Here is a 15378-nt window from a genome sequence, read left to right as displayed (position 1 = left end):
ATTGACTAAAAATAGCCTTAAAAGCCAAAATAAAGCCCTTCTAGCCACTTTTATTTTTTTCTCGCCACCTAGACGATAATTTTATTTTAGTTTTCTACCGGCCGGTAGAGATTCACGCAAGGAATTTTTAACAGTTTTGGGTATAATCGCAGACACGTTTTTAAATGAATCTTATGGCTCCTAATCAATGAGTACACAACAACACAATAATGCCGATACCAAAGAGTTAGATAACTTCAACCGCCTGAGTCATAAATGGTGGGACGAAGATGGCGAATTTGGTGCTTTACACAAAATCAATCCATTACGTTTGCAATATATGCAACAACACCAATGTTTAACCGGCCGGTCAATTTTGGACATTGGTTGTGGCGGTGGAATCTTGTCAGAATCCATGGCGCAACTACAGGCAAATGTAACAGGAATCGACTTGGCCGAACAGGTGTTGCAAGTCGCCAAATTGCATGCACTAGACGCACAAATAAAGGTCGATTATCAGCTTATCGCCGCTGAAGAGTATGCAACTCTAAACCCAGAAACACACGATATAGTGACCTGCATGGAAATGCTGGAACATGTTCCAAATCCGCAAGCGATTATTTCTGCCGCAGCCCACGCTGTCAAACCAGGCGGTTTAGTTTTTTTCTCAACACTTAATCGAAATTTAAAATCTCAATTGCTAGCGGTTTATGCCGCTGAGAACCTTCTAAATTTGGTTCCCAAAGGCACTCATGACCCGGATAAATTTATTAAACCATCTGAGATGGCGGCGATGGCACGTCAAGCGGGACTGGAACTCATTGATAGTGTTGGGGTTGAATTCAATCCATTATTACAACGTTACGCCTTAAATAAAGATTTATCGATTAACTACATTATGGCATTTCGTAAACCAGAGGCTTAATCATGCAAAAACCGATTGAATGTGTTCTGTTTGATTTAGACGGAACCCTTTTAGATACGTCCTATGATTTTGCCTATGCATTGAAAAAAACCTGTGAAGCTTTTAACCGGCCAGTGGTCGATTATTCAACCATCCGAAATACAGTTTCCCAAGGTGGCTTGGCGGTCACTCAGTTGGCATTTGCGGATTTAACAGGCGATGCGCTGGAGGAAAAACGACAATTCTTTTTGGAGGTATATTTTAATCATATTGCACTTCACACTGACTTATTCCCAGGCTTACATTCCGGGCTTGAGTACTTGGCAGAAAATGAAATCCCATGGGGTATTGTGACCAATAAACCCACTTGGTTAACGAAAAAACTATTGGAGTCTTTCGTATTTCCTTCTGAGCCGTATACTGTGATTTGTGGTGACACCTTAAAAGTGCGAAAGCCAGACCCTGAGCCTATGTTGCTGGCTGCAAAACAGTGTGGTGTCGATCCAGAACATTGCCTGTATCTGGGAGATCACCCTCGTGATATTGAAGCGGGCAAAAATGCAAATATGCAAACGGGTTCTGCATTTTTTGGCTATTTACCCAAAACCGCATCGGCCAGTGACTGGAATGCAGATTATGACTTCCATACTCCTTATGAAATCAGCGAATTTATTCAAACACTTTAAAAATGTATCTACTCACTTGCATTGAGGATGTAAAAATACTTTGCTAAATTAATTTCATCCAGAGATAGCCTGCAAAACTTTTACAGCCTAATACAAAGATAAAATAAAAGAACCACTTTATGAAAACCTATCTTATTACCGGTGCCGCTCAAGGTTTAGGTCGCACACTTACTGAACAACTCTACGCACTTGGCCATCAGATGATTCTGCTGGATAAAGACTTACAGCGTTTAAATGCCTTGTCTGACCAGCTTCAACAACAAGAATTTACCGGCCGGTTAGCTTTGTATCCTCTAGACTTATTAGGAGCGGATTTACAAAATTGGGAAGAGTTTGGGCAAGTCATTGAAACAGAGTTTGGCAAATTGGATGGGGTGTTTCTGAATGCCGCAATTTTGCCAGCCTTCACACCGATTGAGCACTTTGATACGAAGCAATGGTATGAGGTCATGCACACCAATCTGAATGCCAATTTTCAACTGATCCAGCAAACCTTGCCATTGCTCTTAAAAGCCAAGGGGGATTTAGTCGCCATAAGTGATAAAGACTGTTTTGATAAACCCGCTTTTTACGGAGCCTACGGTGTTGCCAAAGCAGGACTGGAACAACTGATAAAAAGTCTTGCAAATGAACATTGTGAGAAGTGCCTACACTGCTACATCGCACGCACACCAGCCTTTGCTACCGAAGCTCGCGGACGATTATTTCCGGGTGAAAATCCAATGCAACTACCTCAAACCTCAGAAATTGCGGTGGAACTTTTAACAAAAATGGGAATCATGGACAAGCCTTCAACCGATTTCATTGAGATAATCTCCACGCCATAAATATTCGCCCTATAAGGCTAATAATGAATCAAGGGCGAAATTATTTGGGGAAATTAGGCTCCCCTAGAAATGGCTTGGTTTTAGGCGACAGATATATTCAACGCATTTCGAACTAATTCTGGTGCAGAGGCGAGCAAAGATTGAGTGTATGCGTGCTCTGGGTGACGCATGACCTCTTCAACTGGACCCTGCTCGACAATCTTGCCTTTTTGCATAACCGCCACTTCATGTGCGATGCTTGGAATAATGGAAAGATCGTGCGTAATAAACAGATAGGACAGGTGATATTTTTCCTGTAACTCTTTCAACAATCCAAGCACTTGCGCTCTTACCGATACATCTAAGGCGCTGGTCGGCTCATCACAAATAATTAACTCCGGCTCTACTGCTAAAGCTCGCGCAATTCCGATCCGCTGACGTTGACCACCGGAAAACTCATGTGGATAACGATGGATATGCGATTTTTCTAACCCAACTTGAACAAGCAACTCTTCAACACGAGTGCGTTGCTCGTTTTTGTCTTGAGAACCGACCTTTAAACTGACCATTCCCTCACGGATGATTTCACCAATCGTCATTCTAGGATTTAAGGCGGAAAATGGGTCTTGAAAGATAACTTGGATTTTTCTGCGTAGCGGCCGCATCTGTCTTTCACTTAGGTGCGTTAACTCCTGTTCAGAGTTGTTATGAGCTTGATAAAAGACTTTTCCGGAGGTCATTTTGACCAGTTTTAAAATTCCCATACCAAGTGTACTTTTTCCACTTCCAGACTCCCCGACTAAAGCAAGGGTTTTTCCTTTAGGAATTTTTAAACTCACGCCATCCACCGCCTTGACGTGACCGACCGTGCGCTGAAAAACCCCTTTCTTAATGGGAAAATGAATTTTAATATCATCCAAACGCAATAAGTCATCGGATAGCGTGACAACCGAACTTTCAGAAGTTACCGGCCGGTGTAAAGTGATGGAATCTTCTTCATTATTTTCCAGATTGGAAGTCGTGGGTGCGATTGAAATAGGTTTTGGAATCGCATCTGACAGTAATTGTTGCGTATAGTCTTGCTGTGGATTTGCAAAAAACATTTCCTTAGACGCTTGCTCAATAATCTTTCCGCTCTTCATGACCGCAATTGTATCGGCCATTTCATGGACCACGCCCATATCGTGTGTAATAAACAAAATGGACAACTGACGCTCATCACGAATTTTTCTTAACAATTTTAAGACTTGGGCCTGAATCGTTACATCCAGAGCGGTAGTCGGCTCATCGGCGATTAAAACATCCGGTTCACACGCCAGTGCCATAGCGATCATAACGCGCTGTTTCTGCCCGCCTGACAATTGATGAGGGTACCAATGAAAACGTTCGGCAGCATCCGGAATTCCGACTTCCTCGAAAAGTTCCACCACCTTTTGGCGAGCTGCTCTACCTGAAAGCTTCAGATGTCGGCTAATGACTTCTTGCACTTGAATGCCAACTTTCATAACAGGGTTTAACGAGGTCATCGGTTCTTGGAAAATCATGGCAATTCGTCTGCCACGGACTTTTTGCATTTGTGACTCGGTCATTGAAAACAGAGAGTCTTTTTGAAGAAAAATATCGCCATCGACGATATCTAGCGCTTCAGGTAGTAAGCGCATAATCGCTAAAGAGGTTAAGGATTTTCCGCTTCCAGACTCGCCGACCAATGCAAAGATTTCCCCTTTTTGAATGGAGAAACTGATGCGATTAATCAGCAGATCATTGGCGACTTGAACAGATAGATTCTGAACTTTTAATACCGGTTCTGGGAGAACTTCCTGCATTTGAACGGATTCCTATTAGTTTTTTCCACGCGGATCGAGTACGCGCTGAACTCTGTCTGAAAAAAGGTTGGCGGCTAACACCAGAATAAACATAAAGGTGAACGCCGATAGTAAAGACCACCAAACCATCGGCTCTCGTGCCATCTCTAAACGCGCTTGGTTAATCATATTCCCCCAACTTGGTGTCGTGGGATCAACCCCAACTCCAACGTAGGACAAAACCGCTTCAGCTAGCACTAAGCCACTGAAATCAAGCACTAGGGCGATTAACACGAGGTGCATTAAGTTAGGCATAATATGTTTAGTAATGATTTTAAAACCGCTTAGGCCAAAGGCTCTTGCAGATTGCACGTATTCAAGTTGTGATAGTTTCAAGGTTTCAGCTCGAAGCAGACGGCACAACCCTGTCCATGAGGTGATTCCTAAAATCAGAATCAAAAATAATAATCTTAAATCAGCTCGTTCTTCTGTCGACCCGAACCAATCCTGATTTTGCGCTAAGATGGACTGCATCACCAATACCGCAGCAGCAATTAGTAATACGCCTGGAATGGAATTTAAGGTGGTATAAAGGTACTGGATGACATCATCAATCCACCCTTTGAAATACCCTGCGCTTATTCCCAAAAAGAGCGCGAGAGGTAACATCACCAATGTCGTTAATAGGCCAATCATCACCCCTGTTCGAATACTCTTGATCGATTGATACAAAACATCTTGACCAACTTTATCTGTTCCCAATACATAATAGTATTGACTCATCTCATAAAGCCATATAAGCGTAAATATAATGATGAATAAAGTAATGTAGAAGGTTTTCCAAGGAAGATGAATCGGCTCCCCAACCATTTCTGGCTTTGCACGAAAGATTAGACTATGCATGCGCCAATAGAGCTGAAAAAGGAGAATGACAACCACAACCAGAACACTGGTAATCATAACGCTACTGGTTTTTTCTGTGATATCCCAACCCATCGAGATAGATTCAGTGTTGACGTTTAGTTGGTTTCTATTGATATCCAAAAGATGCTGACCTGCATACTTTAGGGGCAGATAGACTTGTTCAACGTCACCATTGGCCAAATACTGAACACTCGAGGAATATTCTGTCAAAGCAAAGGGGGCAGAATAGGTTCGCTCATTGCGCTCCAAAAGATGGACAAAAATCGTATCTAGAACACTAAATACCCGCCCTTCTAAAGCGGGCGATAAGTTGAATCTGTCGTCGCCTTCGAACTGCTCAAGGGTTTGAGTTTCTGTTTGAGGTGACACGATTTTGAAATGCACCGAGTCGACCAAAGCGATTGCGAAATAGACACATAGAATGAGACCGGATGCCATGGCAATCGGCGATTCAAAGACCTGTAGCCATTGACGACGAGACTGTAACGACCGGCGAATGGATCGAATCCCAAGTAATAAAGCAATCAAAATCCCCCAAACCATGACATCGGTCCAAAGCATGACCCATTCAAGTGAATAGGAGGAGTCCAAAAAATCAATCAAAGAACCGATCATGATAGTTTTACTCTAGGATCAAACAAGGTGTAAGAAATGTCGGTGAGAATCAAGCCGATGATATAAAGCACAGAACCTAAAAAGACCATAGCCTTCACAATAGAAAAATCCTGAGCATTAATGGCATCAATGGTGTAACTGCCCAGTCCTGGAATGCCAAAAAAGGATTCCATAATCAAGCTCCCCATAAACAATGTCGGAATAACAACGACCACCCCCGTCAAAATCGGTAGAAATCCATTACGTAACACATGCGTAAATAAAACCTTTATTTCACTTACACCTTTAGCTCTTGCTGTTCTTACGTAATCTTTGTTCATTTCTTCAAGAAATATACTGCGATACCATCGGACACCACTACCCAGCCCAGCAAACACACCTATCAGAACCGGTAAAATCAAAAAACGCCATGCATCTATCCCATCACTATAGCCAGAAATCGGAACCCAATGCAGCATTTTACTAAATAATACTTGACCGGCAATGATGTAAAACAGTCCAGATATGGACATAATAGCGACGGCAATCATCATGGTCACAGTATCCAAAGCCGTGCCTCGAAACAGGACAATTAACAGTGCAATCGCAATGGTTGTGATTAAACCGATCAAGAAAGTCGGTAAAGCAATCGCCAAGCTGGGAATCATTCGTTCTTGAATATCACTAGAAATCTGCCGGCCGGCATCGGATTGTCCAAAATCGAATGAGAACAGTTTTAAGGATTCTTGAACAAATAACGTCTCAGAGACAATAGAAAGACCATGTGCTTGGTCATTGATAAATAAAGGTTTATCGTACCCTCTTTCTTCTTTCCAAGCTTGAATCATTTCAGGCGATGTCTGCTTTGCTCCCAATTGAGCACGAGCCATATCGTCCGGCGTATTTACCATAAAAAAGAGCGCAAACGTTATGAAATTGACCCCTATTAGAATCGGTATTGCAAACAGAAGTCGACGAATAATATAAGCAAACATTCGTTATGACTCCTTTATTTTTCGGTTGAGTTCATCGGAGTGGGTTATGACGCTTTCTTCTTGGTGACTTTGCACTCGGTAATTTTGGCGTTTACGATAAGCGCTATAAAGAGGCCAAATACTAATCAGTAGTATCGCAAACAAAATCCATAGCGGCCATACAATTGGTTGATTCCATTTTTCTTGTTGTTGACTGCGCAATTGGGCATCAACATTACGATATTTAAGCGTATTGTTCGCCATGGCATTTGGCCAAAGGTTTCGTAGCCAAGAGTGATAAAGCGCTAAGGATTTTGGGTAGAATCCCCAAGCCCAAGGCGCGTCCTTTTGAGCTATTTGAATCATCTGTTCGATTAGACGTAAACGTTCAGGTGAATTTCCCATGGTTTTTATCTGTTTAAAAAGACGATTAAATTCTGGATTATCATAGTTGGCGCTATTAATGCCAGAACCATTAGTATTTATGGCCGCATTACCGCCATAAAGTAAAAATAAGAAGTTTTCAGGGTCTGGATAATCCGCATTCCACCCCCAAGAAAACATCTGGACTTTTGCACCTCGCACTTTATCTTGGAACCGGTTGTAATCTGTCGCACGAATAACCAACTCAATGCCTAACTTTGCAAATTGCTTTCGGTACCAATTCAACATCGACTGACTATCAGGTCCAGTAGCCGCAGTGTCATAAAAAAGCTGTAAAGGTGTGCCATCAGATTTTTTACCATTTGGATAACCCGCATCAGCCAAAAGCTGTTTAGCCTCTTGCAAGGATTTACGTTTAATTCGCTCACCGTCCAAATGATATACCTGGGAATTTATACCGGCCGGTAAAGACTGATGTCCAAAAATACCCGGTGGAATCGGGCTTTGTGCAGCTACGCCTCGACCGTTTAAAAATATGGAAATATACTCTTCAAAGTTGATAGCGATGCTAATCGCTTGACGCAATTTCTGCTGCTTTTCAGAGTAACCGCCAACAGTAGGGTCGGCCATATTAAACCCAAAATAGAAAATAGTCGGCTGAATCGCATTGAGAAACTGAATGCCCTTTTCTTTCATCGCTGATGTCAGACCTAAATTTCCATTACTCGAAACGGAAATGGCTTGATCAAAACTGTCAGAGCTGACACCAGAGGCATCATAGTAACCTTGCAAGAATTTATTCCAAAGCGGAACTGATTCTTTCTCCAAAGAATAAATCACCTCATCTATCAAAGGTAAAGTTTTACCAGTGTCTTCTTGGTAATTTTGTTTTAGGTTTTCGGGAAAATCATTAGGAACCTCAGGAAAAGCCTCCGGATGAAAATTTGGGTTCTTTACCAAACGCATCCGTTGATTCGGGTTGTTTTCAGCCAAGTAAAAAGGCCCCGTTCCAACCGGACTAGTATCCAATGTAAGATTTCTTTCATTCATAAAAGGTTGTTGATAAAACTTCATGGCTTCCCAAGGAATGGGAGCAAAAAAGTTCATACTCATCCAGTAGAGAAACTGAGGATAGTGCCCTTTTATTAGGATCGAAAATGAAAAGTCGGAGTGTTTTTTAACGCCTTTTATGCCATGTTGACCAAGATCAAAATAGTGCTCTTTCAAAGACTTACCAGAAGTTTCCAATTCAGACTTTAACTGCTGAGATATGCTTTGACTAAATGCATCTAAACCAACAATATACTGTTTCATTGTATCTAAAATTGGTGAATGATTCTGACGGACAGCCATACGTTTTATGGCATAAATATAGTCATCTGCAACAAGCTGGCGACTACCAACTTTTGCAAACTCGGAAAGTTTTTTGATACTTTCAAGTTCGGATACTTTCTCTGGATTATTTTGCTTTTTGAGCGTTTCAATTTTCTTGTCAAGACGGTGATACAGATAACCATTGTTATTTTTAGCAAACGCAGGATGAGGTTGGTAAAACACATCTTCCCTCAGTTCAAAGTCGTACCTTGTATAGTCAAATTGACCATTGTTTTTTTGAGATTCTGAAACGCGCTGAAAGTTTTTATCCAAAAATACAAGCTTAGGCATGGATTTTAATGTTAATGGCTGGAGTTCATAAGGTCGTTTAAAATAATAATATTGAAGTGGTGGCTCATATATTTGACTGATAATTGCCCACTCATTTGAACTATAGGATCGAACTGGATCGAGGTGTTTTGGTGAAGCACTGAAACTACTATAAAGTGTTTTCTTATTAGAGTCGCTTGAGGTTACGTTGGGTGAATTCCAACTAGCGTTCACATTTGTATATTGCATGAGCATAGACAAAGCGCACAAAAACAAAAAAGAAATTAAAACTAATATTTTCTTATCGTCATGAAATGATGAAATTTTCAAATCCCTGATCTCCTCGAATTTCTTTCAATTCATTTGACTATTTGTTTGGGCCTGATGACGCATCAATCTGTAATAGCAGCCATTATAACCAACTTTTTTAACTGAAATAAACGTTATAATGAGCTCCGATTCTACCTGATGTTTAACATCTTGCTACAGTTAATTTCAAGACATCAGAACCAACTAAAGACAAAACACTGGAGAAACACAATGGGATTCCTAAGTGGTAAAAAAGCGTTAATTATAGGTGTCGCTAACAATAAATCGATTGCGTATGGTATTGCAAAGCAGATGCGCGAACAAGGCGCTGAAATTGCCTTAACTTATCAAACTGAAAAATTAAAAGGTCGCGTTGAAAAGGTCGCTGAAGAACTCGGTTCAGAGTTAGTATTACCACTTGACGTTGCTGATGATGCTCAAATTGATGAAGTCATGGCTAAAATTGGACAAAAATGGGATGGTTTGGATATTCTTGTTCATTCTGTTGCATTTGCACCACGTGAAGAACTCGAAGGTCGCATGATTGATGCATCAACTCGTGAAGGCTTTAAAATCGCCCACGATATTTCTGCTTATTCTCTAACCGCTTGCACTAAAGCAGCCCATAAATTGTTGAAAAAGAGCAATGGATCGGTTTTAACTGTCTCTTACTTAGGAGCTGAACGTGCTGTTCCAAACTATAATGTCATGGGAATTGCAAAAGCGTCATTAGAAGCTACGGTTCGTTATTTAGCAGCAGATCTTGGTCAAGATAACATTCGTGTCAACGCTGTATCTGCTGGTCCAATTCGCACATTAGCTGCCGCTGGTATTAAAGACTTCCGTTCAATGCTAGATAAAGCAGCCCAATCAACGCCTCTACGCCGTAATGTAACGATTGAAGAAGTTGGGAATACTTCAGCCTTTTTGTGCTCAGATTTAGCATCAGGTATTACTGGTGAAGTGACTTATGTGGATGGCGGATACAACATCACAGCCTCCAACTAAGTAATAGCGGTTAAAAGCCTCCTGTTCTTTGTTGTAGCTCGCTCATTTGGACAAACTAAACTACGCTCTCTACGCCTCGAACAGAAAACTTTCTCCTCGCTTTAAGATAAAATCAGCCTATGGCTGTATTTCATTTTAACGTTTGTATGAAACCAGCCATGTGCTGGTTTTTTTGTTCCTAAACTCTACCGGCCGGTAATTTTATAGCAAGATTTTAGGCAATAAAAAAGCCACTTAAGAAAATTCCTAAGTGGCTTTGAATGATGGCGGAGCGGACGGGATTCGAACCCGCGACCCCCTGCGTGACAGGCAGGTATTCTAACCAGCTGAACTACCGCTCCAAATTGTATGGTGGGTGATACTGGGCTCGAACCAGTGACCCTCGCCTTGTAAGGGCGATGCTCTCCCAACTGAGCTAATCACCCAGGATTGGTTTCAACACTAACGTCTTATGAGAATTCAATCTCAGCGTTTGTTGGGCAAGTCCTGAACTTGCTTGAATAATGGCGGAGCGGACGGGATTCGAACCCGCGACCCCCTGCGTGACAGGCAGGTATTCTAACCAGCTGAACTACCGCTCCAAATTGTATGGTGGGTGATACTGGGCTCGAACCAGTGACCCTCGCCTTGTAAGGGCGATGCTCTCCCAACTGAGCTAATCACCCAGATAAACCGTGTTTTATTAAGTCACACGCTAATCATGCAATTATTTTGTTGCATAAAAAATGAGTCCTAAGACTCATTTCAAAAATATGGCGGAGCGGACGGGATTCGAACCCGCGACCCCCTGCGTGACAGGCAGGTATTCTAACCAGCTGAACTACCGCTCCGTGGTGGGTGATACTGGGCTCGAACCAGTGACCCTCGCCTTGTAAGGGCGATGCTCTCCCAACTGAGCTAATCACCCAATTAAACATGTTAGACAAAAATTCTAGACGCTCTCAAAGCCGCTCTAGCTCTGTCTTTCAGCTCTCTTAAAGCCGCGCTTAATTGATGTGGCGTATTATAGAGAGCTAAAAGAAGTTGTCAAACACTTTTAATCATTTTTTCGTGTTTTTTACTGTTTATCCGTTAACAGCATCTTTAAGTGATTTACCTGGCTTAAATTTAGGAACTTTAGCCGCAGGAATTTGCATTTCTTTACCTGTTTGAGGGTTACGTCCTGTACGTGCAGCGCGCTCACCTACCGCAAAAGTACCAAAACCGATAATAGCAATTGAGTCACCAGATGCCATTGCATTTGTAATTGATTTAACCGTTGCATCTAATGCTTTGCCTGCATCCGCTTTTGTTAATCCAGCTTCTTCAGCAATTGCAGCGACTAGTTCAGATTTATTCATGTGATTCTCCATGGGTTTATTGTTTGTATATTTAATAAGCCAGAGGCTGAAACATTTATAGCAAGGGCTTTAGAGAAGTTCAAGCGAAAAACGCTTAAAATCACTATTAATGATGAGCAGAACCCAATTTCTCACTATTTTCTGCGTCTTTTTCCTTAAAGACCGTTTTATCTTTCACAATTTCACGATTTTGTTCCAAAGGCTTTGGTTCAAGAACCAATGCGTGTTTGATGACTTCATCAACCCACTGTACAGGGCAAATTTCTAATGAATTTTTAACTTCATCTGAAATTTCACTCAAGTCACGAACATTATCAATAGGAATTAATACTTTTTTAATACCGCCTCGAATCGCTGCTAATAATTTTTCCTTAAGTCCGCCGATAGGTAAAACTTCGCCTCGTAAAGTAATCTCTCCTGTCATGGCAACGTCGGAACGAACGGGAATTCCCGTAAATACCGAACTGATAGCTGTACAGATTGCAATCCCTGCACTAGGACCATCTTTTTTTATAGCACCTTCTGGAAAATGTATATGTAAATCAAATTTTTCATAAAAATCTTTTTCGAGACCTAATGAATCAGAACGACTACGAATGACGCTCATCGCTGCCTGAACAGATTCTTGCATGACGGAGCCTAATTGTCCTGTACTAACTAACTTACCTTTCCCCGGCATTGCTGTTGCCTCAATTCTTAATAAATCACCACCAACACGAGTCCATGCAAGTCCTGCCACTTGGCCAATTCGATTTTCTTTATCGGCTAATCCAATGCGATGTCTTGCCACTCCTAAATAGTCTTCAAGCTGTTCAGAGGTAACACTTAAGGGCGTATCAATATTATCTGTAACAATTCTTTTTACAGCTTTGCGACAAATTTTTGCCAATTCACGAGCCAATAAACGAACACCTGCTTCACGAGTATAGGTTTGAATAATGGTTTTAATCGCGTCATCAGTGACAGTTAATTCGTCTTTTTTCAAACCATGGTCTTTTTTTGCACGAGATAGTAAATGCTCATTAGCAATGTGCATTTTTTCATCCTCGGTATAGCCAGCAAGGTTAATGACCTCCATTCGATCTAAAAGCGCCTCAGGAATATCCATGGAATTAGACGTTGCGATGAATAAAACATCCGATAAATCATAATCCACTTCAAGATAGTGATCGTTAAAGCTATGGTTTTGTTCAGGATCTAGAACCTCTAACAACGCGGAAGCAGGATCGCCACGCATGTCACTTGTCATTTTGTCAATTTCATCGAGCAAAAATAGAGGGTTTTTTGTCCCAGCAGAATGCATTTTTTGGGCTATTTTCCCCGGTAATGCGCCGACATAAGTTTTTCTATGTCCACGGATTTCTGCTTCATCCCTAACTCCACCAAGCGCCATACGGACATATTTACGATTGGTTGCTTCGGCAATTGACTTGGCTAAAGAGGTTTTCCCTACTCCTGGTGGTCCGACTAAACACAGGATTGGGCCTTTACTTTTTCGAACGCGCTTTTGAACCGCTAGGTATTCAACAATCCTTTCTTTAACTTTTTCTAAACCATAATGCTGTTGGTCAAGAATTTTTTCTGCCTTCTTTAAATCTTTATTAACACGAGTACGCTTTTTCCATGGCATTTCCAATAGCCAATCTAAGTAGTTTCGAATAACTGTTGCTTCTGAAGACTGAGAAGGCATTTGTTTTAATTTCTTTAATTCAGATTTTGCTTTTATGACTGCAGGTTCAGGCATTCCAATGGATTCAATTTTCTCAGCCAGTAAATCCATTTCATTAGGTGTGTCATCACCTCCTGCAAGTTCAGTGTTAATCGCTTTTATTTTTTCGTTTAAATAATACTCACGCTGAGTTTTATCCATTTGTTGCTTAACACGTTTTGCAATGCGTTGCTCTGACTGCAATAAATCAACTTCAGTCTCTAATAAAACCAATACTTTTTCTAATCGTTCACTTCGTGAAGCCGTTTCAAGAATTTTTTGTTTATCCGCTAAAGAGACTTCTAAATGCAAAGTGAGTAAGTCAACTATACGATCTGCGTGTTCTTCATTTTTTATAGATTCACGAACCGTACTAGGAATTTTCTTTTTTAATCCTGCTAAATGGGCAAAACGGCTCTTAAGTGTTGCAATCAGTAACTTTACTTCTTCGTGCGAATCTTCCACACTTTGAAACTCAGAAATATCACCGCGTAACACATCTGTTTCTTCATGCAGAGCATCCAAATGATAGCGCTTTGAACCTTCTACCAAAACTTTGACTGTACCGTCTGGCAGCTTTAGAAGTTGCAAAATATTGGCCATGGTACCGACTGGATATAAATCTTCTTTCAAAGGTGAGTCCAGTGTTGCTTCCTTTTGTGCTATCAAAAAGATTTCTTTTTCACCATCCATTGCCATCTGAAGCGCTTTCATAGACTTCTCACGACCAACAAACAATGGCATGACATTTCCAGGTAAAAGTACCACATCTCGTAGAGGTAGCACTAAAACATTCATTTTCATTGCAATGCTATCAGTATCCATTTTGTTTCCTTTTTATTATTTTTTTTCGAAAGACGAAATCTTATTTCATCGCCTTTCGCTAGCCCTTCATTAATGCTTTAGTTGTATCACTAGTTTTGTGTCTTGTCTCAAGTTTTTACCAAACAGATTAGTTTTGGAGCTTTATTACAAAAAACCCAGCTTTCGCTGGGCATCTGATTGAAAGACTTTTGATTGAAAGCTTATAAGACAGATAAACTATTCACTTGAAGCCATTGCTTTAGGTTCATCCTGATAAACATAGATAGGGTTCTTGTCACCTAGTACAACCGATTTATTAATCACAATTTTCTCAACATTTTTAATGCCTGGCAGTTCGTACATGGTATCCAGTAATAGATTTTCCATAATTGAGCGCAATCCACGAGCACCGGTTTTTCTCTTTATCGCAAGTTTTGCAATTTCATTCAGCGCATCTTTTCTAAATTGCAGTTCCACATTTTCCATTTCGAACATTTTTTGGAACTGTTTCACTAGAGCATTTTTAGGTTCAACTAAAATTCGAATTAGCGCCTCTTCATCCAATTCCTCAAGTGAAGCAACCATTGGCAACCGCCCAACAAATTCTGGAATCAAACCAAACTTCACCAAATCTTCCGGTTCAATTTGTTTATATTTCTCAGTGATTGTCACTTCGTTGTCTTTGCTACGAATTTCCGCAGAAAAACCAATTCCAACATCTGTAGAAGTACGTTGTTCAATGATTTTATCCAGACCTTCAAAAGCCCCACCCACGATAAATAAAATTTTTGACGTATCAACTTGAATCATATCTTGCTGATTTGGGTGTTTACGACCTCCTTGTGGAGGAATGTTCGCAATCGTGCCTTCAACCAACTTTAGTAACGCTTGCTGAACACCTTCTCCGGAGACATCTCGAGTAATGGACGGGTTTTCAGATTTACGGGTAATCTTATCGATTTCATCAATATAAATTATTCCCATTTCCGCTTTATCAGAGTCATTCTCACAACGTTGAAGCAATTTTTGAACAATGCTTTCAACATCTTCACCAACATAACCGGCTTCTGTCAAGGTTGTTGCGTCAGCGATAGCGAACGGAACATCCAACAATCTGGCAAGCGTTTGTGCTAGCAAGGTTTTCCCCGAACCAGTGGGTCCAATCAACAGAATATTGCTTTTGGTTAGCTCAACATCGTCCGTATGAGATTTTGAATTTAATCGCTTATAGTGGTTATACACCGCAACTGATAGAACTTTTTTTGCTTGATTTTGACCAATGACATAATCGTCCAAAATTTGACTAATCTCTTTTGGTGTCGGTAGATTTTCTAAATCTAAGCTATTGAACTCTTCATCACTACCAAACTCCTCTTTAAGAATATCGTTGCAGAGATCAACACACTCATCACAAATATAGACTTCTGGCCCAGCGATTAATTTACGAACTTCATTCTGACTCTTGCCACAAAATGAACAATATAGGTGTTTTTCAGTCATAGACTCCCC

Annotated in this window: 11 protein-coding genes and 6 tRNA genes; 4 read left to right on the top strand and 13 right to left on the bottom strand. The window is 40.9% G+C overall.

Annotated elements, in window-relative coordinates; all coding sequences use genetic code 11:
• Positions 1 to 187: 187 nt before the first annotated feature.
• The 3 genes from ubiG to D9T12_RS06075 all read left to right on the top strand — a co-directional run bounded on the left by ubiG (position 188) and on the right by D9T12_RS06075 (position 2396).
• Positions 188 to 904, top strand: a complete 717-nt coding sequence (gene ubiG / locus D9T12_RS06085) for a bifunctional 2-polyprenyl-6-hydroxyphenol methylase/3-demethylubiquinol 3-O-methyltransferase UbiG (protein ID WP_130537337.1) — start codon at positions 188 to 190, stop codon at positions 902 to 904.
• 2 nt (positions 905 to 906) lie between these two features.
• Positions 907 to 1569, top strand: a complete 663-nt coding sequence (locus D9T12_RS06080; protein WP_130537336.1) for an HAD family hydrolase — start codon at positions 907 to 909, stop codon at positions 1567 to 1569.
• Positions 1570 to 1688: 119 nt separating this feature from the next.
• Positions 1689 to 2396, top strand: coding sequence for an SDR family NAD(P)-dependent oxidoreductase (locus D9T12_RS06075; RefSeq protein ID WP_130537335.1), 708 nt, complete (start codon positions 1689 to 1691; stop codon positions 2394 to 2396).
• 80 nt (positions 2397 to 2476) lie between these two features.
• Here the strand turns inward: D9T12_RS06075 and D9T12_RS06070 are convergent, their stop codons facing one another.
• From D9T12_RS06070 to D9T12_RS06055, 4 genes are read right to left on the bottom strand one after another with little or no spacing between them, the layout of a single operon-like run.
• Positions 2477 to 4201 (bottom strand): ABC transporter ATP-binding protein, encoded by a 1725-nt coding sequence (locus tag D9T12_RS06070; protein ID WP_130537334.1) that lies wholly within the window; start codon positions 4199 to 4201, stop codon positions 2477 to 2479.
• Positions 4202 to 4216: 15 nt separating this feature from the next.
• Positions 4217 to 5719 (bottom strand): ABC transporter permease, encoded by a 1503-nt coding sequence (locus D9T12_RS06065; protein ID WP_240693135.1) that lies wholly within the window; start codon positions 5717 to 5719, stop codon positions 4217 to 4219.
• Positions 5716 to 6693 carry an ABC transporter permease gene (locus D9T12_RS06060; RefSeq protein ID WP_130537333.1) on the bottom strand — a complete coding sequence of 326 codons (978 nt, stop codon included), beginning with the start codon at positions 6691 to 6693 and terminating at the stop codon, positions 5716 to 5718. Before D9T12_RS06060 ends, D9T12_RS06065 begins: the two co-directional genes overlap by 4 nt.
• Positions 6694 to 6696: 3 nt before the next feature.
• The gene (locus D9T12_RS06055; protein ID WP_240693134.1) at positions 6697 to 9030 is read right to left on the bottom strand and encodes an ABC transporter substrate-binding protein; all 2334 of its coding nucleotides are present in this window, start codon (positions 9028 to 9030) and stop codon (positions 6697 to 6699) included.
• A 210-nt stretch (positions 9031 to 9240) separates the two neighbouring features.
• Here D9T12_RS06055 and D9T12_RS06050 point away from each other — a divergent pair, with 210 nt between their 5' ends.
• Positions 9241 to 10017 (top strand): enoyl-ACP reductase FabI, encoded by a 777-nt coding sequence (locus D9T12_RS06050; protein WP_130537332.1) that lies wholly within the window; start codon positions 9241 to 9243, stop codon positions 10015 to 10017.
• A 264-nt stretch (positions 10018 to 10281) separates the two neighbouring features.
• Here D9T12_RS06050 and D9T12_RS06045 read toward each other — a convergent pair.
• The 9 genes from D9T12_RS06045 to clpX all read right to left on the bottom strand — a co-directional run bounded on the left by D9T12_RS06045 (position 10282) and on the right by clpX (position 15369).
• Positions 10282 to 10358 (bottom strand) — tRNA-Asp (locus D9T12_RS06045).
• 8 nt (positions 10359 to 10366) lie between these two features.
• A tRNA-Val gene (locus tag D9T12_RS06040) sits at positions 10367 to 10442 on the bottom strand.
• 79 nt (positions 10443 to 10521) lie between these two features.
• Positions 10522 to 10598: transfer RNA gene (locus D9T12_RS06035), tRNA-Asp, on the bottom strand.
• An 8-nt stretch (positions 10599 to 10606) separates the two neighbouring features.
• Positions 10607 to 10682: transfer RNA gene (locus tag D9T12_RS06030), tRNA-Val, on the bottom strand.
• An 88-nt stretch (positions 10683 to 10770) separates the two neighbouring features.
• Positions 10771 to 10847: transfer RNA gene (locus tag D9T12_RS06025), tRNA-Asp, on the bottom strand.
• A 1-nt stretch (position 10848) separates the two neighbouring features.
• Positions 10849 to 10924, bottom strand: a tRNA-Val gene (locus D9T12_RS06020).
• 157 nt (positions 10925 to 11081) lie between these two features.
• Entirely contained in the window at positions 11082 to 11357 is a 276-nt protein-coding gene (locus D9T12_RS06015) for an HU family DNA-binding protein (RefSeq protein ID WP_130537331.1), read from the bottom strand.
• A 106-nt stretch (positions 11358 to 11463) separates the two neighbouring features.
• Entirely contained in the window at positions 11464 to 13890 is a 2427-nt protein-coding gene (lon, locus tag D9T12_RS06010; protein ID WP_130537330.1) for an endopeptidase La, read from the bottom strand.
• 216 nt (positions 13891 to 14106) lie between these two features.
• Complete coding sequence (clpX, locus tag D9T12_RS06005) at positions 14107 to 15369, bottom strand: ATP-dependent protease ATP-binding subunit ClpX (protein ID WP_130537329.1); 1263 nt, start codon at positions 15367 to 15369, stop codon at positions 14107 to 14109.
• Positions 15370 to 15378: the final 9 nt, after the last annotated feature.

The organism is Thiomicrorhabdus indica, from assembly GCF_004293625.1.
GTDB classification, from domain to species: Bacteria; Pseudomonadota; Gammaproteobacteria; order Thiomicrospirales; family Thiomicrospiraceae; genus Thiomicrorhabdus; species Thiomicrorhabdus indica.
Note: the sequence above shows the minus strand (reverse complement) of the source record. Positions and strands in the feature narration are given on the sequence as shown.